Below are 21948 nucleotides of genomic sequence, written 5' to 3' on the forward strand. Positions count from 1 at the left end.
TAGCCTTAGTGAATCAACAGCTATCATCAACTGTTCTTCCCAAGACCCACTTTTCGCCGAAGTAGTAATACTAAACCAACGGCTAATTAACGGTTTATTTACTAGCAGTCTTACCTGCTTTGCGACGGATCTCTTCACCCTTGAAGCGAATACCTTTTCCTTTGTAGGGTTCTGGCTTACGGAAGGCACGGACTTTAGCCGCAATTTGCCCTACCAATTGCTTATCTGTCGATTCCAATTTCACAACAGGTGGTTTACCTTTTTCAGAAATTGCTGTTACGGCAACTTCATCAGGAATCATGAAATAAATGGGGTGAGAATAACCAACCGTAAGAATCAGCATCTGACCTTTGGTTTCCGCACGATAACCAACACCAATAACTTCCATTTCCAAGGTATAGCCTTCTGTTACACCAATAATCATATTATTGATCAACGAGCGGTATAAACCGTGAACGGAGCGGTGACGCTTGGAATCAGTGGGACGGCTTACAGTCAAGACACCGTCTTCGATGCCAACTGTAAGATCAGCATCAATCTGCTGAGTTAATTCTCCTTTGGGGCCTTTGACAGTAACCAGATTGCTCTTGCTTACGTCGATGGTGACACCCTGAGGTATATCTATGGGAGCTTTACCTATTCTTGACATGGCTCTGCTTTTAGAGTTCTTAAATAGAAGTGGTTAGGAAACAAAGCATAACACTTCTCCTCCTACACCGTTCTGCCGAGCTTGCTTGTCGGTCATTACGCCTTTAGAAGTAGAAATGATTGCGATACCTAAACCGTTGATTACACGAGGGAGATTATCACTACCTACGTACTTACGCAAACCAGGTTTACTGATACGCTTGAGTTCACGGATAACCGGTAGGCGAGTAGCTTTATCGTACTTAAGTGCGATTTTAATGCTAGTCTGCGTACCCTTTTTATCTTCCTCGTCAAACTTGTACTTAAGAATGTAACCCTGATCGTAGAGGATCTCGGTTATGCGCTTCTTGAGGTTAGAAGCTGGAATACTGACTACCCGGTGCCCAGCAATTTGAGCATTACGAATCCGGGTCAAATAGTCGGCTACAGGATCTGTAACTGCCATGACGTGCCAATTTCGTGGTTCGGTTTTCCAAATGCAGGAACCTGAACCCCTGTTAATAGATAACATACAAGCGGTGCCTAAGCATTTGCACCAATGTACTGCCGGGAAAATATACCCGGGCTTAATAGGATGGTAAACGTCTATTTACCTTTTACCATCAAAATTGCTAGTCTGCTTTTTGCTTACCAGCTCGCTTTGGTTATTCCAGGGATCTTACCATGGAGTGCCAATTCACGAAACTTCACCCGGCAAAGGCCGAATTTACGCATGTAACCCTTAGGGCGACCAGTCAAGCGACAACGATTGTGAAGACGGATAGGGTTAGAGTTACGAGGTAATTTATCCAATTCCTCCCAACGACCTTCTTCCTTCAGCTTAGCTCGTGTCTCAGCGTAACGTTCAACCATACGTTGACGTTTGTTCTCTCGAGCGATGAGTGATTTTCTAGCCATTATTTCTAGTTGTTCTGATTCTTGAATGGAAGACCCAGTGCTTTTAATAGCGCCAGAGCTTCAGCATCGGTTTTTGCAGTTGTCACGAAAGTGATATCCATTCCCGTGATATTGCTTACCTTATCTAGATCGATTTCAGGGAAAACAATCTGCTCTTTGATACCCATGGTATAGTTACCGCGGCCATCAAAGCTTTTATCGTTAATTCCGCGGAAGTCACGTACCCGTGGCAAAGCCACTGATACCAGACGGTCAAGGAATTCAAACATCTGCTTCTGACGTAAAGTTACACGCGCACCAATGTGCATGTCTTCGCGCAACTTAAAGTTAGAGACAGACTTTTTTGCTTTGGTCTTCACGGCTTTTTGGCCGGTGATCAAAGTGATTTCTGCTACAGCATTGTCGACCAGCTTCTTGTCCTGAGTACCTTGTCCAACACCTTGGTTGATACAAATCTTCAACAGACGAGGAACTTCCATCACGCTGCTATACTGGAATTGCTCTTGCAGAGCAGGTATTACTTCTTCGTAATACTTTTTTCTTAATCGCGGTGTGTAACTCATTAGTCTAAGATTTCCCCGGATTTTTTGGAATAACGTTTCATTTTGCCATCGCTATCAGCCTTACGGCCAACGCGGGTAGGCTCTCCACTAGCATCTACTAACATCAAGTTAGACAGATTGATAGGAGCTGCTTTATCGATGATGCCACCAGGATTATCCTGGGTAGGCTTTTGGTGCTTCTTACGAATATTCACCTCTTCAACGATCGCACGGTTTTCGTCAGGAATTACTTCCAGTACTTCTACAACCTTGCTACGATCCTTGTAGGCACCCGCGATAACAACAACTTTATCCCCCTTTTTGATCTTCAGCTTGGGAGCAAAGCGTTTCTGATTTACTTTCTTCATGGTTCAAGTATTCGGGCCGTGAATGATTTATAATACCTCTGGTGCCAGAGAAACGATACGCATGTAATCACGCTCACGAAGCTCACGGGCAACAGGGCCGAAAATACGAGTGCCGCGAGGTTCTTCGCTAGCACTCAACAGTACAACTGCATTGTCATCAAAGCGAATGTAGCTACCGTCGCGACGACGGATCTCCTTCTTGGTACGAACCACTACGGCCCTAGAAATAGCTCCTTTCTTAATACCTCCAGGAGCTGCCTCTTTGACAGATACCACAATCATATCGCCAACAGAAGCGTAACGACGCTTTGATCCGCCTAAAACGCGGATACATAGCACCTCTTTGGCGCCACTATTGTCGGCTACTCGGAGCCGGGATTCTTGCTGGATCATGACGGCAAAATATTTGCAGAGCTAGCGCAACGTCGATTATCGCGTTGATAACTCTAGTTAATTTCAATGAATAACAGAATGGGCCCAGGGCCACTTTATCCTGCTCTTTCTTTTACTTGGCTCTTTCCAAGATTTCAACTAAGCGCCAGCGTTTGCGAGCACTCGTTGGGCGCGTCTCCATGATGCGCACTTTATCCCCAATATTACATTCATTCTTTTCGTCGTGAGCCATAAACTTGTTAGACTTCTTAACGAACTTACCATAGATGGGGTGCTGAATACGGCGTTCCACTGAAACAGAGATAGATTTCTCCATCTTATCACTGGTAACAATACCGATTAGCTGTTTACGAAGATTACGTTCTTCCATTATTAGCTGAATTACTAGCTACGTCTACGACGAGCTCTGATTTTACTACGATTAGCGAGTTCTTCTTCTGAAGCAGCAGCCAATTGACGGCGGCGAACTTCTGTGTTTAAGCGAGCAATGTCCCGACGAACTTCTCGCAACACTAGAGGATTGTCCAAGCCAGTAATAGCATGGTCAAACTTCATCTTCTGATATCTGCTTTCGGTTCCCTCCAGTTCAGCCTGAAGGTCCGTGTCAGAGAACTCTTGCAGTTCCAAATATTTTTTGGTTGCCATTGTCCTTATTTTAAAATTTTCGCAGCTCCGTAATAAATTACACGAGCTCCAGACTGATTATTGTGATAACTACCCTTCGTAATCAGGGCGGGTAACCGTTTTGGTTTTCACTGGTAACTTCTGTGCAGCCAAACGGAGCGCTTCTTCGGCTACTTCGCGGGGAACACCATCCAGTTCAAACATCATACGGCCAGGTTGTACTTGTGCCACATAGTGGTCAAGGTTACCTTTACCCTTACCCATCCTCACCTCTAGAGGCTTAGATGTGATAGGCTTATCAGGAAAAATGCGAATCCATACTTTACCTTCACGCTTCATGTAACGCGTCATCGCGATACGAGCGGCTTCAATCTGCCGGTTGGTGATACGGCCAAGTTCCATGGACTTAAGACCGAATGAGCCAAAGGATACCAGTGTGCCACGCTTTGCGACACCACGATTACGTCCTTTTTGCTGCTTGCGATATTTCGTTCTTTTCGGCTGTAACATTGGTCATTATTTTTATCTGCCCTTGGCTATTCCAGAGGGACAGGCCCGGCTATTCAGACGGGTCTTCTAATTGGCAAAAACAAGCCGCAATCTAACCCGCTTCCGAAAAAGCTTGGCAAAGGTACAGCTATTTTCTGATAATCAAAAATCAATTCGGGCACAAATCTTTACGATTACACCCGTTAGCAAAGACTAGCGCAGGATCTTACCTGATAGCCTAACTAATTAACGCCAGTTGCTGGAATTGAGGCAATTATACCCGGAAAATCCGGGTATTTGCCAGCAATAATTTTTTTTAGCGACGGCCACCGCCACCGCCACGATTTCCGCCACCACGACGGTCACCTCCGCGACCACGGCCACCACGACGATCACCCCCGCGACCACGGCCACCGCCACCACCTTCCTTGCCGGTGAGGCCAGCATTTGGATTCAGGTCACGCTTGCCAAGGACTTCGCCTTTACAAATCCAAACCTTCACTCCAATAATACCGTAAACGGTCTGTGCTTCGTACAGCGCATAGTCAATATCAGCACGGAAAGTATGTAAAGGCGTACGGCCTTCTTTGAACTCTTCTGTCCGGCTCATATCAGAACCATTCAAACGACCAGAGATTCGTACTTTGATGCCTTCGGCATTAGCACGCATGGTTGATTGAATCGCCATTTTAATAGCACGACGGTAGTTGATCCGTGCTTCTAATTGCTTAGCAATAGATTCTGCAACAATATTAGCATCAAGCTCCGGCTTACGGNTTTCGATGATATTGATCTGCACATCCTTACCCGTCAATTTCTTGAGCTCTTCCCGGATACGATCAACTTCCTGTCCTCCTTTACCGATAATAATACCGGGGCGGGAAGTGTGGATTGTTACCGTAATCCGCTTAAGTGTGCGCTCAATGATTGTACGAGCTATACCACCTTTGTGAATACGTGCGGCTAGATACGTGCGAATCTTTTCATCTTCTACAACGTTATCTGCGTAACCTTTATCAGCATACCAGTTGGAATCCCAACCGCGAATATACCCCAAACGATTACCAATAGGATTAGTCTTCTGACCCATGTGTCTAGGACTCGTTAATTTTTAACAATTAGTTTTCCCTACTCTTCTTCTTCCGAAGTGAGAGGTAAACTGTTTTCTACAATAAGCGTAACGTGATTGCTACGCTTGCGGATGCGATGTGCCCGACCGTGTGGCGCAGGACGGAAACGCTTCAACATACCTGCCTCGTTAGAGAAGGCTGTTTTAACGTATAGTCCATAATCGTCAGCACTTTCTTGGCCATCCAATTTATATTCCCAATTGGCTACTGCTGACAAGAGGGCTTTTTCTAGCCATTGCGCAGCTTCCTGCTTGCTAAAGCGTAGGATATCAAGGGCATCATTTACCTTTTTCCCGCGTATGTTGTCGACTATCAGACGCATCTTTCTGGCCGACATCGGAACGCTCTTGAGTTTGGCTACTGCTTCCATGATGTTTATAATTAATGCGTGAATGTTGGAATGCTGGAATGCTAAAATTTCAGCATTTCTTCATTCTCTCATTTTTATTTACAATTTACCGGTTACCGGTATGACCTTTAAAGCTCCGTGTAGGAGCGAATTCGCCCAATTTATGGCCTACCATATTTTCTGTTACATAAACAGGAACATGGATTTTACCATTATGGACAGCGATCGTCTCCCCTACCATATCCGGATTGATCATGGATGAGCGGGACCAAGTTTTGATCACTTTCTTTTTGCTGGACGCTTTAGAAATTTCCACTTTCTTTAGAAGCTTGTGGAAGATGTAAGGTCCTTTACGGATTGATCTAGCCATCTCTATTTCTTAGTTTTACGCTTGCTAATGATTAATTTGGTAGAGTGCTTCTTGTTATTACGTGTCTTCTGACCTTTGGCCATAATCCCCGTACGAGAACGTGGGTGTCCTCCAGAAGCGCGTCCTTCACCACCACCCATTGGGTGATCTACAGGGTTCATGGCTACACCACGAACACGAGGACGACGTCCCAACCAACGCTTACGACCAGCTTTACCTAATACTTCCAGACCGTGATCTGGATTAGAGGTACTGCCTATAGTAGCACGGCAAGTCAAGAGAATACGGCGAACTTCACCAGAAGGCAATTTAACCGAAGCGTAACGACCTTCACGGCCCATCAAGGTACCATTCGTACCAGCAGAACGTGCCAGTGCTGCGCCTTTACCAGGTTGAAGTTCGATAGCATGGATAGAAGATCCTAGTGGAATTTCACCCAGCAACATGGTATTACCCACAACTGGAGCAACTCCTGCACCTGATTCAACGGTAGCACCTACTTGCAACCCTTGGGGTGCAATGATGTAGCGCTTTTCGCCATCAGGATATTCCAACAATGCGATGAAAGCAGTACGGTTCGGATCGTATTCGATCGTCTTTACAGTAGCTACAACACCATCACGATTGCGCTTGAAGTCAATAATACGGTAGCGACGCTTATGTCCACCACCACGCTGACGTACGGTCATTTTACCCGTACCATTACGTCCACCTGATTTTTTCAGGGGAGCAAGCAGCGTTTTTTCCGGCTTGTCATTCGTCAACTCTGTGAATGCATTCCCTACACGGGTACGCAAGCCTGGAGTTAACGGACGATACTTTTTAACTGGCATAACTTTGCTCATCATCCCGGGATCTCGGACTCAGCAGGATCAACGACCAGACGGATCGGCTGAGTATCCCCACCCCGGGGATTAAAAAATTAAATGTCTCCGAAGAAATCGATTTCTTCTCCTTCAACCAAAGTGACAACTGCTTTTTTATAAGCAGACACCCGGCCTTTGAGAACCCCCGACTTGGTCGTTCTATTCTTTGCTTTTCCAGGCATGATTGCAGTATTGACAGACGTTACATTTACGCCATACATATCCTGCACTGCCTTACGAATTTCCACTTTATTAGCCGTTTTTGCTACAACGAAGCTGTACTTATTCAGGCCTTCAGAAAGCGTTTCTGCTTTCTCAGTGATTAGTGGTTTGATTAAAATTGGCTTTGCCATTGCTTTATCATTTACGGGTACTAGCCCGGATTATGCAATTGATTCTTGCAGCTTAGCCACGGCACTTTCAGAAAGTACGATGGTGTCGCTGTTCAAAATCTGATACACGTTCAGGTCAATAGCGCGTGCTACGTCTGCCTTCTTAAGGTTACGGCTGGACAGCAACAAACTGTTTTCCATTTCTGCCGTTACAAGTAACGCCTTCTGACCGTCTACTTTCAGATTGCTTAGGATGGCCTGAAACTCTTTGGTTTTTGGCGCATCGAAAGAGAAATCTTCCAGGATCATAATCGAACCAGCACTGGCTTTTGAAGAAAGAGCAGATACACGAGCAAGGTTCTTAACCTTTTTGTTAAGACGCACAGTGTAATTACGTGGACGAGGACCGAATACACGACCTCCACCACGGAAAGTAGGACTGTTAATACTACCCTTACGTGATCCACCGGTACCTTTCTGGCGGTGAAGCTTACGAGTAGAACCAGCGATTTCGCCGCGTTCTTTGGATTTATGTGTACCCTGGCGCTGATGAGCTAAGTATTGCTTAACTGCCAGGTAAACCGCATGCTCGTTGGGCGCCTGTCCGAAGATGTCGTCAGACAACTCTACGGAGCGTCCTGTTTGCTCGCCTTTGATATTTAAAACATCGAGTTTCATCACTACGGATTTATCTAGTTTTTAGTTCTTCGTTAAGGAACAACTAAAAGCATTTTCAAAATTATTTTTCCAGGATAACGTAAGCACCTTTGTGCCCGGGAACTGCACCCTTCAGAAGGATGAGATTCTGCTCAGGGAAGATCTTCATTACTTTGAGGTTCTTCACCTTCACCCGTGAACCACCGTCACGTCCGGCCATGCGCATACCTTTGAATACCCGTGCAGGGTAAGACGCCGCACCGATAGAACCCGGAGAGCGTAGGCGGTTATGCTGACCGTGCGTAGCATCATTCACACCACGGAAATTGTGACGCTTAACTACCCCCTGGAAACCTTTACCCTTGGAAACTCCTACAGCATGGATAACATCACCTTCAACGAATACTTCGTCAACTGTGATCGTTTCACCAGCCTTCTTTTCCAAATTAGCGTCGCGGAACTCGACCAAACGACGCTTGGGATCCGTACCTGCTTTCTCGAAATGCCCTTGGAGGGGTTGTGATGTATTTTTCTCTTTGGCATCACCAAAGCCCAGCTGAAGAGCTGAGTAACCGTCGGAGTCTTCGTTCTTTACTTGTGTTACGACACAAGGACCCGCTTCTACTACTGTACAAGCGATATTACGACCAGCTTCGTCGAAGATACTGGTCATTCCGACCTTCTTTCCGATAATTCCGTTCATCGTTATCGAATTTTATAGTTACACGCAAGCAAGCAAAAATGCTAGGTAAGATCAAAATTGGATTTTAATCTTATTGCTATTGCAATTTTGGTTGTTATCTGCGTACAACAGATTCTTTTAATAAAGATCAACTGATTCTTGTTGATCTAAATGTCTGATAGCGAGGGATATTCCCCGACTACGTCAACTTTACTTGAATGTCCACACCACTTGGCAGTTCTAGCTTTGATAAAGCATCGACTGTTTTTTGCGTAGGCGTGTAAATTTCAATAAGGCGCTTATGAGTGCGCAACTGAAACTGCTCCCGGGACTTCTTGTTGACGTGCGGTGAACGGAGCACGGTAAAGATTTTTTTCTCGGTGGGCAGCGGAATCGGGCCAGTTACAATGGCACCACTGTTTTTCACCGTTTTTACGATTTTCTCAGTTGATTTATCAACGAGGTTATGGTCGTAAGAACGGAGCTTGATACGAATTTTCTGATTCATGCCAGCTTCTAATTGTCAAGTTATGAAGTAAAACGGCTTGCAAGCTACGCACGTTGAATAGCTACGTAGCTTGCTCACCAGTCCTATTTTAATTAGATAAGAACAACCACTTTTGGTCTTCTTAATATTTTAAATATATCCGCCGAAGCGGTATGCTAATGAGCAACCTTAATTAGGCCCCTTTAGCTTTCTCGATAATCTCTTTAGCAACACCACTTGGAGCTGCAGCGTAATGAGAAAATTCCATGGAAGAGTTTGCACGACCAGAAGTGATCGTCCGCAAATCCGTTACGTAACCGAACATTTGTGCAAGTGGCACATCTGCTGAGATAGAAACAGCACCACCGGCACGAGGTACTTGTCCTTTTGGTAAGCCACGGCGACGGTTCAAGTCACCGATAACGCTACCAACGTATTCTTCCGGAGTGATAATCTCAAGTTTCATGATAGGCTCCAGCAGTACAGGCTCTGTTTTTGGTGCAGCGGCTCTGAAGCCTTCTTTAGCACACAATTCGAAAGCGATAGGCTTACTATCTACAGAGTGCATGCTACCATCAAAGACACGTACTTTCATACTGTCAATGTTGTAACCAGCCAGGATACCATTGTTCATCATTGCAATGAAACCATCGCGGATCGGCTTCTGGTAGTTCTTATCGATCGCACCACCAACAATGCCCCAATCGAACTGCAGTTTTACCTTACCTGCTTTGAAATCATCACTTTCCAAGAATTCTTCGTCAGCAGGGCCGAGTTCGAATTCCATATCGGCGAACAAACCAGAACCACCAGATTGCTTTTTCAAGCGCTCACGGTGAGTAACAGTGGCTTGTAGTGCTTCTTTGTAAGTTACCTGTGGCTCACCTACATTACATTCAACTTTGAATTCACGCTTAAGGCGATCAATAATGATCTCCAAGTGAAGCTCTCCCATACCGCTAATAACGGTTTGGTTGGTATCTTCGTCGTAACGAACCTTAAAGGTAGGGTCTTCTTCCGCCAATTTGGCCAAAGACATACCCAGTTTATCAAGGTCTTTTTGCGTTTTAGGCTCTACCGCGATACCGATTACTGGATCAGGGAAAACCATCGATTCCAGAACGATCGGATGATCGAGGTCACAAAGTGTATCACCTGTACGGATGTCCTTGAAACCTACCGCAGCAGCAATATCACCAGCTTCTACACTAGGGATGCTGTTCTGCTTATTAGCGTGCATCTGGTAGATACGAGAAATACGCTCTTTGCTGTCGGAACGACTATTGTACACATAGCTACCCGCATCAAGTACACCAGAGTATACCCGCATGAAGGCCAAACGACCTACAAAAGGATCGGTAGCAATTTTGAATGCCAATGCTGCGAAAGGCTCGTCGTTTGAAGGACGGCGCTTCTCTTCTTTCTCTGTATTAGGATTCGTACCTACGATTGCGTCGATATCCAGCGGTGAAGGCAGGTAAGCACATACCGCATCCAATACTGCTTGTACACCTTTGTTCTTAAAGGCCGTACCACACATCATTGGAACGAAAGCCATGTCCATTACTGCTTCACGAACTGCTTTACGCATTTCAGCTTCGGTAATAGAATCAGGGTCTTCGAAGAATTTCTCCATCAAGCTCTCGTCGTACTCTGCTACAGCTTCGAGTAATTTCTCGCGCCATTCAGCAGCAGTATCAACTAGATCCGCAGGCATTTCGATCACCTCATAAGTCATACCGAAGTCATCTTCATTCCAGACGATAGCCTGGTTCATGATGAGATCAATTACACCTTTAAAGGTTTCTTCTGAGCCAATTGGAATCTGTAATGGAATAGCCTTGGATCCCAATTTCTCCTGAACGTCATTTACTACGTTGAAGAAATCAGCACCTGAACGGTCCATTTTGTTTACAAAGCCAATACGTGGCACTTTGTAGTTATCAGCCAGGCGCCAGTTGGTTTCTGACTGTGGCTCTACACCAGATACAGCACAGAACAGGAATACCAGACCATCTAAAACACGAAGTGACCGGTTTACCTCTACGGTAAAGTCAACGTGTCCTGGGGTGTCAATGATATTTACCGCATAGTCCTTATCCTTCCATTGCCAGGAAGTTTTGGTGGCTGCAGAGGTGATGGTAATTCCACGCTCCTGCTCCTGCTCCATCCAGTCCATAGTAGCTGCACCGTCGTGTACTTCGCCAATCTTGTGGCTTAGTCCGGTGTAGAATAGGACGCGCTCGGTAGTGGTAGTCTTTCCGGCGTCGATGTGAGCGGCAATGCCAATGTTTCTCGTATAAGTGAGATCCGTAGCCATGATGGTTCCCTGTTCGGGCGTTATAAATTAAAAATATGTTCTAAAGAATTACACACGGAAGTGAGCAAAGGCACGGTTAGATTCCGCCATACGGTGGGTATCTTCCTTACGCTTTACGGCTGCTCCTTCTCCTTTGCTAGCTGCAATTAGTTCGGCGGCCATTTTTTCGGCCATTCCTTTACCAGAACGCAGACGTGCAAACTTGATCACCCACTTCATACCGATAGACAATTTGCGCTTGGCGCGAATTTCGGTAGGAATCTGGAAAGTAGCACCGCCGATCCGGCGAGAACGTACTTCTACTTGTGGCATAGCATTGTTCAATGCTTTCTTCCACACAGCGTGTTCGTCTGATTCGGTACGCTCCTTGATGATATCCATTGCGTCGTAGAACACTTTGAATGCTGCGCTCTTACGGCCTTCCAACATCATCATGTTTACAAACTGAGTTACCATCTCGTCACCATAGCGGGGATCGGGAGCAATAATTCTTACTTTTGGCTTTCTTTTCCTCATTGTTCTTTATTAGCGGTTTCTGCCGGTTAAATAAATGGCGGCGGCCCGATCAGTAGCTACTGGGCGGACAAGGAAACATAAACGTTTTTAGCTCTTAGGACGCTTTGTTCCGTACTTAGAGCGACTCTTTTTGCGATCGTTTACACCCGCAGTATCCAAGGCACCACGTACAATGGTGTAACGTACACCAGGTAAGTCTTTAACACGACCACCACGGATAAGTACGATTGAGTGTTCCTGTAGGTTGTGGCCTTCACCAGGGATGTAGGCAATTACCTCAATGCCATTGGTCAGGCGCACCTTGGCTACCTTCCGCAGAGCAGAGTTTGGTTTCTTAGGAGTAGTTGTGTATACACGAGTACACACACCACGCTTCTGAGGACATGAGTCCAGGGCGCGTGACTTGCTCTTGGTCACAATCTGCGTGCGGCCTTTCCGCACAAGTTGATTAATAGTAGGCATACGCTGCTTTAATTAAATAAAGGTCACTTTACACAGTTCCTCGGTCTTGCCAGAGGCCTACACCAAATAGTTGAAACTTAATTTATTATAAGCTCGCCCTATCCGGTATGTGTTCAAGGAAAATGTATCCGACATTATTGCGGGGAACATCCCTTGCGAAAAAGCGAATGCAAAGGTACGCTTTATTCTTTGAAAACCAAAAGGCTAGTCAACTTTTTCAGGAGTAAATTCGGGACGCTATATCTATAGGACCTAGAGAAGCTTGGTTCGTGCCTGCGGAGGCTCTAAAACAGCGAATAATATTTGCGCAAAAAGGGGGCTTTGCCAACATATATTTTTACAAGAAACTATTCTCGCCCGTTTTAAAATCGCATTTTTTTTCGTGCTGTTCCTAATTAACTATCTATGGGGGGCAACACTCCTTCAGTGATTGCTCGCGCAAGGGGTGGGAGCCAGTTCGCCACCGAACAAAGAGAGGGGGCCGAGCGAACAGCGAGTGGCGGACGACCCGACCCCGACCATTGGGGAGGGGATGCGCCCAAATATAAAACACCCTCTCCTACCGTTTTATTCAGCAGGAGAGGGCATTTAGACAATACAGGCAAAACCGAATTACTTAGAACCAACCAGCCCCAAGCCCACGGAACGGCCAAGGAATACTAAGCAAAATCAAGGCCAAGCCGATGGCATAGTAACGCACAATGGTACGGTGCCCAAGTGGTGAAGGGATTTGCTTTTTGGCTTTGATATAGCCTACTGTGATCAAAGCAATAGCCAGCAACATGAGGACGATGTGCTCTACGGTATAGAAACGCAGCATAGAATCCTTCATGACACCACTAGCGAATTGAACCTTGGGGCTGATAAAATAGAGGATAAAGCCCAATAAAAGCTGTACGTGAGTGAAGATGAAGCCCAATAAGGGGAGTTTGCCATCGGGGTAGGCGGTTTGTTTGGACCATTTGCCCCAAGCGGTGACGATGGCTAAAATCAGAAAAATGAGTACCAACCAACGGAGCCCAGAGTGGGCATGAACGAGCATACTGTGCATAACTAAGTTCTTTTTTTTGCAAATATAGGAAATGCGACTGCGAGCGCGCGTAAAATTTTATATCTCCCCAAAACAATGCCTACCTTTGAGGAAATTAAACTTAGAGGATGCACAGATCTGGATTTGTAAATATCATAGGTAGGCCCAATGCTGGGAAGTCAACGCTGATGAATGCATTGGTAGGTGAGCGGATGTCGATCATCACAGCCAAGCCGCAAACGACCCGGCACCGTATTATAGGTTTACTGAGTGGTGATGATTTTCAGATTGTGTTTAGTGATACGCCTGGGATTATCAGTGATCCGGCCTACAAGATGCAGGAGGCGATGAACCGTTTTGTGGAAACCACCTTTGATGATGCCGACATTATGCTCTTTGTCGCAGGCATAGACGAGGTGTTTGAGGATGACGACCCCATCATGGAGCAGCTGCGTAAAATAAAGGCTCCTATCTTTTTGGTGCTCAATAAAATTGATCTCTCTAACCAGAAAGAGGTGGTGGCCAAAATAATGGAATGGCAAAAGCGAATTCCTTTCAAGGAGATTTTCCCACTGTCGGCTTTGCACCAGGAAGGCACGGCCGGTTTGTTGAAGATCATCACACAAAGCCTGCCCGAAGGGCCGGCCTACTACCCCAAAGACCAGCTGACCGACCGGCCGGAGCGCTTCTTTGTGAGTGAGATAGTCAGGGAAAAGATTTTGGAAATTTACCACCAGGAGATCCCTTATTCTGTAGAGGTTGTTGTTGATTCTTTTAAAGAGACTCAGACGAACCGGGGAGAAGACCTGATTCGTATCGCGGCTACCATCTTTGTGATGCGCCCTACGCAAAAGAGTATCATCATCGGTAAGGGTGGTGTATTGATCAAGCAACTAGGTACGGCAGCGCGCACTTCGCTGGAGACCTTCCTAGAGAGCAAGGTATTCTTGGAGTTGCATGTAAAAGTGAAAGAGAACTGGCGCGATGACGATCAGCTGCTGAAGCGGTTTGGGTATTAGAAAGCGGAGGGGGAACCACATAAGGCACCTGAGGGCACCTAAGGGCTTTGTTTTTTTTTAACACATAGGCACATTAGGGTTTCACATAGGCGCATAGCTTTTTTTGAACCATATCAGGAAACATCAGTAATTACGCTGCCAGGGCAAATTCATGAATTTACCCTGACTACCGAGATAGCAATTGATACCCTACCCACAACGTGAGCCCTTGATGATAGTATTCTCCGCCGTTGACGGGTTCTCCATTGATATCTGTAAACATGTATTCTTCAAAAGGGGTAAGGTCGCGACTGGCTCGTAAACCGATTATCCATTCCTTGATATGGTACTGCACGCCAAGGTTGAGTCCTATGCCAAGGGCGAAATCTTCGGAGAAGGCCCCTTCTTCATTAAGACCTCTAATTGGTTTGATAAACCTTTGGTCTAATAAAAAATTGACTTCCGGGCCAGCAGTAAACCGCCAGTTTTTGACACGATAAGTCGCTGCAATGGGAAGCGATAGGTAATCAAAAGTCATGCCTTCCAGTATAAAAAATTNCTCATCGAATTGCCAGACTTTGTGCACCCAGAGTAATTCTGCCTGCAAGCCAATTTTTTCGGAAAAGGGCGTGGACCACCATACCCCCAGTTGAGGCTGGCGAAAGACACTTGCTTTCTCTCCTCCGATAGCAAGATCAGGGAATGTCTCTTCGTACCCTCCCCTCACTTCACCGAGGTAAAAACCTAATTTAACACCAAATTGCGATTGAGCAAAACCGGCGGTAAGCAGTGATAAAAACACTGCGACAAGAAGTAGTACCTGTTTCATATCGTGTAGTTTAAGCTTTGATAGCATATCCTACCCAAAACACCAGTCCCTGATGGTATTGCTTTATTTCACCAATAGGCACACCTGAGAGTTCGAAGACCGTAAAGTTTTGGAAGCTGGTAAAACTACGGTGGTAACGAATACCCAACACCCAATCTTCTTTCTGATATTTAAGTCCGACATTAGCACCAAACTCCACGTTATTCTCCTTTATCTCTGTGCTGAGCATGGCTCCAGTCTCTCCTGGGTCTTTTAGCGTTGCATAAAGCATATAGCTAACTTCTGGCCCTAGCTCAACAGACCAGTGTTTATGAAAGCGGTAGGTCGCTAAAAGTGGTAGCGATAGATAATTAAAATTGGTATGATCAAGGTCTTCGTTAGTCGATTGGTACTTTAGGTATTTTTGGGTCCACAGCAATTCGGGTTGCAATACCAATTTTTCGGTCAGCGGTAAGGAAAGCCAAGCCCCTAGTTGAGGCCGAACACCTGTGGCCATTGGCAGACCGCCAGAATAATTCCCTTCTGTAAATCCATTGGGATAGCTCCCAACTTCGTCTACATTGGCAATATTCACACCTGCTTTGATGCCGTAACTGAACTGTCCTTGTCCGTAAATACAAAAGGATAACAAGACGAATGTGATCGTCAATAATGTTTGGTTTTTCATAAGAGAAGCGTTTTGCCTATAAAACGGTGTCACCGTATTTAGTATATTTTACAGCTAAATTTTAACAAGTAGAATTCGCGTTATTAAGTGGCGCTACTTCGTCGTTTCTCCTACAAACCAACTGTTAATATTTTCTTATCCTTTTAAAGCAAATAAACTTTCCGATCTTCGCGGCGTATTTTTGTATTCACCCTATCACCTAGTGTAAATACGTTTTTTCAACGCTACCTATTCTATGAAGTTTTTCTATACCCTAGCATTATCAATGCTTTGCAGTTTTGGTTGGAGCCAAATCCTGGAGCCCGTAAAATGGGAAATGACTAGTGAGTCAATCGGCAACGACGAGTATAACCTTGTCTTCACCGCACAGATTGATGCTGGCTGGAGTATTTACTCTCAATTCACAGAGGATGGCGGTCCTGTTCCGACTTCCTTTAACTTTGATGACGGAGATCATTATGAACACCAGGGAATAGTTGCTGAAAAAGGCAAGAAAAAAGAAGGGCCGGACCCCTTGTTTGACAATGTAACGGTCATCAAATTCACCAAGGGGCCTGTCGTTTTCACTCAAAAGGTAAAGGTTAGTGACTACAGTAAGCCCGTTGTCGGGTGGTTGGAATTCATGACCTGCGACGACGAGCGATGCCTCCCTCCTACCGAGATAGATTTCAGCTTCAAGCTGGAACCTGCCGCTGCGGCCCCTCAAGATACTCCTGAGAACGAACGCGCCGAAGCAGCACCTACCACAGACCAGGAGGCCCAAATGGTAGATGAAGCGGTAGCCCAAACCTCCGGCCGCAGTGGTCAGCCCATCACATCGGCCAAAGCTATCGAAGCCAACACCGCCACCGAAACCATCCTTCAGCCCGTGCGCTGGGAGGTACAGGTAGACGAATACGGCGACAAAGATTACGAGATCACCTTTACGGCTAACCTCCAGGAAGAATGGAACCTCTACAGTCAGGACACCGAAGACAATGGTCCCATTCCTACCGCTTTTTATATTCAGCAAGGTGACGAAGAGGTAATCCTACCTTTTCTAGAAAGCGGTGATTTGAAAGAAGGCATGGACCCCGTCTTTGGCGTAATCGTAAAAAAATACGACCACGGCCCGGTAACCTTTAGTAATCGTAGTACCGGAGAAAATCCGCTCAAGGGGGTAATCGAATACATGAGTTGCGACGCTACGCGCTGTATCCCTATGAATACCGATTTTGCGATCAGCTTCAATCCTTTGACCATTACGGTTGGTGATCCGGATGCCGTACCTACGGATGGTGCCGCTGAAACGAGCGTTCAACTAACCAGCGGATACGGCGACGAGGCCTTCCAAACCGCTATCGCGAATACAGAAACGCTAGGCGAATGCAACGATGAAGTAACCGTAGAATCCGGCAAAGGCATCTGGCAGATTTTTGGCCTTGGCTTTCTGGGCGGATTAATCGCACTGCTGACGCCTTGTGTATTTCCTATGATTCCTTTGACCGTTAGCTTTTTTACCAAAAGTGCAACGACGCGTAAGAAGGGCGTTTCTAATGCACTACTTTACGGCTTTTTTATCTTTTTGGTGTACCTACTCCTGAGTATCCCTTTCCACTTAATGGATACCATCGACCCGGATATACTGAACAAGATATCGACTTCGGTCCCGCTTAATATTTTCTTCTTTGCCATCTTTATTGTTTTTGCGATCAGCTTCTTTGGGTACTTTGAACTCACCGTTCCAGAAAGCTGGACCAACAAAGCCAGCTCGGCGGAAGGTTCTGGTGGCATTATCGGTATTTTCTTCATGGCCCTCACGCTGGCGCTGGTTTCCTTCTCTTGTACGGGTCCTATTTTGGGATCTTTACTCGTAGGTGCCCTTAGTGGCGACGGAGGAGCAATGCAGCTCACGGCTGGTATGGGCGGCTTTGGCTTGGCCTTGGCTCTGCCTTTTGCCATTTTTGCTGCCTTCCCAGGCATGATGAAGTCCTTGCCGAGATCAGGTGGCTGGTTGAATACCGTAAAAGTGGTACTTGGTTTTGTAGAACTGGCCTTGGCACTAAAATTCCTTTCCAATGCAGACCTTGTAGATCACTGGGGAGTCCTCAAAATTGAGCTCTTCTTAGGCTTGTGGATCCTGATTGGTATTGGCCTTGCGCTTTACTTGTTTGGTAAGATCAAGTTCCCACACGACAGTCCTATTAAAAAACTGGGGCCTATTCGGATAGGACTAGCTGTTTTGACCGTCGCTTTTGTGGCCTACCTTATGACTGGTTTCCGGGTAGATGCAGAAAAAGAAAGCTACCGACCACTGACCCTGCTGAGTGGTCTGGCACCGCCAGTATGCTACAGTTTCTGGCGACCTTGTGATTGTCCACAGCAGTTGGATTGTTTCAAAGACCTGGAAGAAGGATTGGCTTTCGCCAAAGAAAACAACAAGCCTGTAATGATTGATTTTACTGGCTACGCCTGCGTAAACTGCCGGAAGATGGAAGAAAACGTGTGGCCAGAACCAGAAGTCTATCCTTACCTGAAAGATGACTACGTAGTGATTAGCCTTTACGTAGATGATAAGAAAGAGCTGAAAGAACCTATGATGGTCACCACCACCAGCGGCCGCGAACGCGAACTGGATGAAGTAGGTGAGAAGTGGGCACATTTCCAGCAGATTTACTTCAACCAAAACTCCCAGCCTCAATACGTATTGGTCAGCCCTGACGGGCAGCGACTGAACAACCCGGTAAATTACACACCAGACGTAGAAGAGTACGCAGAGTTCCTGCGCTGTGGACTGGAGAATTTCCGCCGTTTGTCGAAGCAGTAGAGACATTTAATAGGCTCAAAAAACAATTCCCTGCATCGTGAACCGTTGTGGGGAATTGTTTTTTTTAGAGCAGAGGGGCTACAGGGAAAATAATTTCATCATGGACCACCAATACATCAACATTGCACAAGCTATCGTGCATTATTCAGGCCACTTCCTGGTGCCCGGTGTATTGGCATGGCTGTTTTTCAGATCCAATTGGCAGCGCGCCTGGTGGATCATGATTGCCACTATGTTGGTAGACCTCGATCACCTCCTTGCCGACCCATTGTTTGACCCCAATCGTTGTAGCATCGGGTTTCACTCTTTACACTCCTATTACGCCATTGCCATCTACGCGCTATTATTTTTCTTTCCTCGGTTTCGCATCATCGCTGTTGGCCTCCTTTTACACATGCTGACCGACTACCAAGATTGCTTGTGGATGTAATGGCTTGAGTATTTTCATTTTCAGGGCGTGCCCACTCCGTGGTCGCTACGTTACAGGGCTCGCTGCTCGCTCGGCCGGCTCTCCCGATGAAATCGGTAGAGCCGTCTGCCCTTCCTCACGGTCGGCCACCCTTCCACATCGCTCACGCATTCGGCGCTTTATCATTCTAAACGAAAGTATTTCCCGCCTTATCAATAAGATATGCGAACAATAAGTCTCCGTTTATCCTTACTTTTGTAGTCTATTTGTTTTGTAAACTTTCAATACGGCACCGCCGCAAGAACATGCTCGATGACAACCGCCCTTTGACGGATTGGCTCCCCATCACTAAGAAAGAAGTAGAAATGCGTGGCTGGGAAGAGGTGGACGTAATCCTCGTCTCTGGGGACTGCTATGTCGACCACCCTGCTTTTGGTACCGCTGTGATTGGTAGAATCATGGAGAGTGAGGGCTTACGAGTCGCTATCATTCCTCAGCCCAACTGGCAGGATGACTTGCGCGACTTCAAGAAGTTTGGTCGCCCACGTTTGTTCTTCGGAGTCACCTCGGGCTGTATGGACTCAATGGTCAATCACTACACTGCCTCCAAGCGCCGGCGTTCTACCGACGCTTATACTGCTGGCGGACACGCCGGTTTCCGTCCCGATTACGCGACGGTTGTTTATACTCAAAAGCTTAAAGAACTCTACCCCGATGTACCGGTATTAATTGGTGGCATCGAGGCTTCGCTGCGTCGGGTTACGCATTATGATTACTGGAAAGATGAGTTGTTTCCCAATATTTTGACTTTAAGCGGAGCCGACCTGCTAGTGTACGGTATGGGTGAGCAACCCTTGCGCGAAATCATCCGCCTGGTAAATCGTGGTGTACCTTTTGACCGACTCAACACTATCCCANAGACCGCCTTCCTTCAGGATAGAGAAGCAGAACCGCCCAAAAATAAAAACTGGGAAACACTAGAATTGAGTTCCCACGAAAAGTGCCTGAAGGATAAAAAAGCTTTTGCGGCCAACTTTAAACACATCGAGCAAGAGTCCAACAAAGTGCAAGCTCGTCGCTTGACGCAAAAAGTGAAAGACAACCTTTTGGTCATCAACCCGCCTTATCCGCCGATGATCGAAGATGAAATTGATGCATCTTTTGATTTACCTTATACTCGCTTGCCACACCCTAAGTACAAGAAACGGGGTACGCCTCCCGCTTACGAGATGATCCGTTTTTCGGTAAACATGCACCGGGGATGTTTTGGAGGTTGCAGCTTCTGTACCATTTCGGCACACCAAGGCAAGTTTATTGCCAGTCGCTCAGAGGAGTCCATCATGAAAGAGGTGGAAGTGGTGACCAAAATGCCTGATTTCAAAGGGTACATCAGTGACTTGGGCGGCCCTTCGGCCAATATGTACAAGATGAAAGGCAAGGTGCAGGAAATTTGTGACCGCTGTGTCGCTCCTTCCTGTATTCATCCCGTTATTTGTAGTAATCTCGACACCAGCCACAAGCCCATGACAGAGCTCTACAAAAAGGTAGATGCTCACCCTGAAGTAAAGAAAGCCTTTGTGGGCAGTGGTATCCGTTATGATCTACTCGTGGATGACTACAACAAGAAGAACGACGGCAGCCTCGACGAATACCTGGAACAGGTAGTAACCTGCCATATCAGTGGTCGACTGAAGGTAGCTCCTGAGCACACCAGTGATGCAACCCTAAGGATGATGCGTAAGCCTTCGTTTAAGCATTTTCATGCCTTCAAAAAGAAGTACGAAAAGATCAACAAAAAGCACGGATTGAATCAGCCTTTGATCCCGTACTTTATCTCCAGTCACCCCGGCTCTACCGCCGAAGAGATGGCCAACCTGGCTGCCGAAACCAAAGACATGGGCTTCCGCCTGGAACAGGTACAGGATTTCACGCCTACGCCAATGACCGTAGCCACCGTAGCCTACTACACCGGCCTACACCCCTATACCTTGCGCCCCGTATACACTGCTCGTAGCCCCAAAGAGAAAAAGCAACAGCATATGTTCTTTTTCTGGCACAAGCGTGAAAACTACCAGCAGATCAAAGACAAGCTCATCGGTATGGACCGTGAGGATTTGATCGAAAAATTACTGGCAGACAAAAAACGCCATGCCAAGCGCGAGACCATCAAAGGCCGCGTAAAAGCAAGAAGAAAAGGACACAAGGGGAGGAAGAAAAGGTAAGGAGAAGTTGGATGGTTAGATGGTTAGATGGTTGATGGTTTCAGATTTCATAATAGCATCAAACACCTCCGACCTCCGACTTTAAAAAGTGCCTACAACTTATAGCTCACCCCCAACAAAAGTTGGTCTGGTCTTAACTTAACCTCTGCGTCAATCAAGCTATTGGACTGCTGCTGAGTTGTGAGTAAAGGGTTCTCCAGAGATGCTTTTTGCCCGTAAAGTCGGCTGAACGTGATAGGTGCTTGTAAAACTACTCCTAACCGTGAAGTAATACGGTACTCAAACTGGGTCAAAAAGCTGCCCGTAACCCCCAACTGTGTCAATGTGAATGGAAAGCCTGCCGAGGTGCTGGGTACAGACCTGTAATGCAGAAAAAAGGGATCGATAGCAAGCCCGAAAGATGTTGTAAAACGCTGGCCAGAAAATGCGGTAACCCTTTTACTTAAAGCCCATCGTAAAGCCAGGCTTACCTCTCTTCTTTTTTCACCAGAAGTAGGTTCGAAAATACCCGTACTCGAATCTGACTTTACGACCTCAGCAGTACCATTATTGAAACTAGCACGGAGGATACCCCAGCTTTGCCGAACACCATTTGCGGAACGCTTTTCGATACCTATGTATGGGCTAAGCCTAAAATCTTGCCTAAGGGCATAATAATTGGTAAGCGTATTATTTTCGTAAAATCTAGCGACTGACGTTTTAGTAAACAGGTCACTGCCCACCAAACCTGTGGTTAATCTGATCTCAGAATTCTGGGCAAAAGTTGTGAATAGAGAAAGACAAAAACAAAGAGAGAGGAAGTTGCGCATGTTTGAATTAGTTTAAGACGAAAACGGATTGGATGAGATTCCTATT

General features: G+C 46.2%; 28 protein-coding genes. 4 read left to right on the forward strand and 24 right to left on the reverse strand.

Features of this window, described 5'->3' with window-relative positions:
• Positions 1-94: 94 nt before the first annotated feature.
• From rplF to A3EU_RS0106180, 21 genes are all read right to left on the reverse strand, one after another.
• Positions 95-649, reverse strand: coding sequence for a 50S ribosomal protein L6 (rplF, locus tag A3EU_RS0106080; RefSeq protein WP_020535244.1), 555 nt, complete (start codon positions 647-649; stop codon positions 95-97).
• Between the two features lie 33 nt (positions 650-682).
• The gene (rpsH, locus tag A3EU_RS0106085; protein WP_020535245.1) at positions 683-1093 is read right to left on the reverse strand and encodes a 30S ribosomal protein S8; all 411 of its coding nucleotides are present in this window, start codon (positions 1091-1093) and stop codon (positions 683-685) included.
• A gap of 182 nt (positions 1094-1275) precedes the next feature.
• On the reverse strand, positions 1276-1545 hold the full coding sequence (rpsN, locus tag A3EU_RS0106090) for a 30S ribosomal protein S14 (RefSeq protein ID WP_026211247.1): 270 nt from the start codon (positions 1543-1545) through the stop codon (positions 1276-1278).
• A 5-nt stretch (positions 1546-1550) separates the two neighbouring features.
• The gene (gene rplE / locus A3EU_RS0106095) at positions 1551-2108 is read right to left on the reverse strand and encodes a 50S ribosomal protein L5 (RefSeq protein ID WP_020535247.1); all 558 of its coding nucleotides are present in this window, start codon (positions 2106-2108) and stop codon (positions 1551-1553) included.
• Positions 2108-2455, reverse strand: coding sequence for a 50S ribosomal protein L24 (gene rplX, locus A3EU_RS0106100; protein WP_020535248.1), 348 nt, complete (start codon positions 2453-2455; stop codon positions 2108-2110). The genes rplE and rplX overlap by 1 nt, the downstream gene beginning before the upstream one ends.
• Before the next feature lie 27 nt (positions 2456-2482).
• A complete protein-coding gene (gene rplN, locus A3EU_RS0106105) occupies positions 2483-2848 on the reverse strand; it encodes a 50S ribosomal protein L14 (RefSeq protein WP_020535249.1) in 366 nt (121 codons plus the stop codon).
• Positions 2849-2960: 112 nt separating this feature from the next.
• Positions 2961-3218 (reverse strand): 30S ribosomal protein S17, encoded by a 258-nt coding sequence (gene rpsQ / locus A3EU_RS0106110; protein WP_020535250.1) that lies wholly within the window; start codon positions 3216-3218, stop codon positions 2961-2963.
• A gap of 14 nt (positions 3219-3232) precedes the next feature.
• Positions 3233-3493, reverse strand: a complete 261-nt coding sequence (rpmC, locus tag A3EU_RS0106115) for a 50S ribosomal protein L29 (RefSeq protein WP_020535251.1) — start codon at positions 3491-3493, stop codon at positions 3233-3235.
• A 69-nt stretch (positions 3494-3562) separates the two neighbouring features.
• Entirely contained in the window at positions 3563-3982 is a 420-nt protein-coding gene (gene rplP / locus A3EU_RS0106120) for a 50S ribosomal protein L16 (protein WP_020535252.1), read from the reverse strand.
• Positions 3983-4277: 295 nt separating this feature from the next.
• Positions 4278-5051: a 30S ribosomal protein S3 gene (gene rpsC, locus A3EU_RS0106125; protein ID WP_020535253.1), complete on the reverse strand. Its 774-nt coding sequence runs from the start codon at positions 5049-5051 to the stop codon at positions 4278-4280.
• Between the two features lie 38 nt (positions 5052-5089).
• Entirely contained in the window at positions 5090-5461 is a 372-nt protein-coding gene (rplV, locus tag A3EU_RS0106130) for a 50S ribosomal protein L22 (protein ID WP_020535254.1), read from the reverse strand.
• Between the two features lie 85 nt (positions 5462-5546).
• Entirely contained in the window at positions 5547-5810 is a 264-nt protein-coding gene (gene rpsS / locus A3EU_RS0106135) for a 30S ribosomal protein S19 (RefSeq protein ID WP_020535255.1), read from the reverse strand.
• 2 nt (positions 5811-5812) lie between these two features.
• A complete protein-coding gene (gene rplB, locus A3EU_RS0106140; RefSeq protein WP_026211248.1) occupies positions 5813-6643 on the reverse strand; it encodes a 50S ribosomal protein L2 in 831 nt (276 codons plus the stop codon).
• 89 nt (positions 6644-6732) lie between these two features.
• Positions 6733-7029, reverse strand: a complete 297-nt coding sequence (rplW, locus tag A3EU_RS0106145; protein ID WP_020535257.1) for a 50S ribosomal protein L23 — start codon at positions 7027-7029, stop codon at positions 6733-6735.
• A gap of 30 nt (positions 7030-7059) precedes the next feature.
• Positions 7060-7686: a 50S ribosomal protein L4 gene (gene rplD, locus A3EU_RS0106150; RefSeq protein ID WP_020535258.1), complete on the reverse strand. Its 627-nt coding sequence runs from the start codon at positions 7684-7686 to the stop codon at positions 7060-7062.
• A gap of 61 nt (positions 7687-7747) precedes the next feature.
• Entirely contained in the window at positions 7748-8368 is a 621-nt protein-coding gene (gene rplC / locus A3EU_RS0106155) for a 50S ribosomal protein L3 (RefSeq protein ID WP_020535259.1), read from the reverse strand.
• Between the two features lie 178 nt (positions 8369-8546).
• Positions 8547-8855, reverse strand: coding sequence for a 30S ribosomal protein S10 (gene rpsJ, locus A3EU_RS0106160; protein WP_020535260.1), 309 nt, complete (start codon positions 8853-8855; stop codon positions 8547-8549).
• 172 nt (positions 8856-9027) lie between these two features.
• Positions 9028-11154, reverse strand: coding sequence for an elongation factor G (fusA, locus tag A3EU_RS0106165; RefSeq protein WP_020535261.1), 2127 nt, complete (start codon positions 11152-11154; stop codon positions 9028-9030).
• A 48-nt stretch (positions 11155-11202) separates the two neighbouring features.
• Complete coding sequence (gene rpsG / locus A3EU_RS0106170; protein WP_020535262.1) at positions 11203-11670, reverse strand: 30S ribosomal protein S7; 468 nt, start codon at positions 11668-11670, stop codon at positions 11203-11205.
• 87 nt (positions 11671-11757) lie between these two features.
• The gene (gene rpsL / locus A3EU_RS0106175; protein WP_020535263.1) at positions 11758-12132 is read right to left on the reverse strand and encodes a 30S ribosomal protein S12; all 375 of its coding nucleotides are present in this window, start codon (positions 12130-12132) and stop codon (positions 11758-11760) included.
• 616 nt (positions 12133-12748) lie between these two features.
• Positions 12749-13183 (reverse strand): hypothetical protein, encoded by a 435-nt coding sequence (locus A3EU_RS0106180; protein WP_020535264.1) that lies wholly within the window; start codon positions 13181-13183, stop codon positions 12749-12751.
• A 107-nt stretch (positions 13184-13290) separates the two neighbouring features.
• Between A3EU_RS0106180 and era the strand changes: the two genes are divergently transcribed.
• A complete protein-coding gene (gene era, locus A3EU_RS0106185) occupies positions 13291-14181 on the forward strand; it encodes a GTPase Era (protein ID WP_020535265.1) in 891 nt (296 codons plus the stop codon).
• A gap of 166 nt (positions 14182-14347) precedes the next feature.
• Here the strand turns inward: era and A3EU_RS0106190 are convergent, their stop codons facing one another.
• Positions 14348-15016 carry an outer membrane beta-barrel protein gene (locus A3EU_RS0106190; RefSeq protein WP_083937277.1) on the reverse strand — a complete coding sequence of 223 codons (669 nt, stop codon included), beginning with the start codon at positions 15014-15016 and terminating at the stop codon, positions 14348-14350.
• A complete protein-coding gene (locus A3EU_RS0106195) occupies positions 15000-15656 on the reverse strand; it encodes a porin family protein (protein WP_020535267.1) in 657 nt (218 codons plus the stop codon). Before A3EU_RS0106195 ends, A3EU_RS0106190 begins: the two co-directional genes overlap by 17 nt.
• Positions 15657-15972: 316 nt before the next feature.
• Between A3EU_RS0106195 and A3EU_RS0106200 the strand changes: the two genes are divergently transcribed.
• The 3 genes from A3EU_RS0106200 (at position 15973) to A3EU_RS0106210 (ending at position 21093) form a co-directional block, all read left to right on the forward strand.
• Positions 15973-18462: a protein-disulfide reductase DsbD family protein gene (locus tag A3EU_RS0106200; RefSeq protein WP_156825683.1), complete on the forward strand. Its 2490-nt coding sequence runs from the start codon at positions 15973-15975 to the stop codon at positions 18460-18462.
• A 100-nt stretch (positions 18463-18562) separates the two neighbouring features.
• Entirely contained in the window at positions 18563-18892 is a 330-nt protein-coding gene (locus A3EU_RS0106205) for a DUF6122 family protein (protein ID WP_044085529.1), read from the forward strand.
• A gap of 284 nt (positions 18893-19176) precedes the next feature.
• Positions 19177-21093, forward strand: coding sequence for a YgiQ family radical SAM protein (locus A3EU_RS0106210; RefSeq protein WP_020535270.1), 1917 nt, complete (start codon positions 19177-19179; stop codon positions 21091-21093).
• 92 nt (positions 21094-21185) lie between these two features.
• Here the strand turns inward: A3EU_RS0106210 and A3EU_RS0106215 are convergent, their stop codons facing one another.
• On the reverse strand, positions 21186-21902 hold the full coding sequence (locus tag A3EU_RS0106215) for a hypothetical protein (RefSeq protein WP_020535271.1): 717 nt from the start codon (positions 21900-21902) through the stop codon (positions 21186-21188).
• Positions 21903-21948: the final 46 nt, after the last annotated feature.

It is taken from the genome of Lewinella cohaerens DSM 23179 (genome assembly GCF_000379805.1).
Lineage (GTDB): Bacteria > Bacteroidota > Bacteroidia > Chitinophagales > Saprospiraceae > Lewinella > Lewinella cohaerens.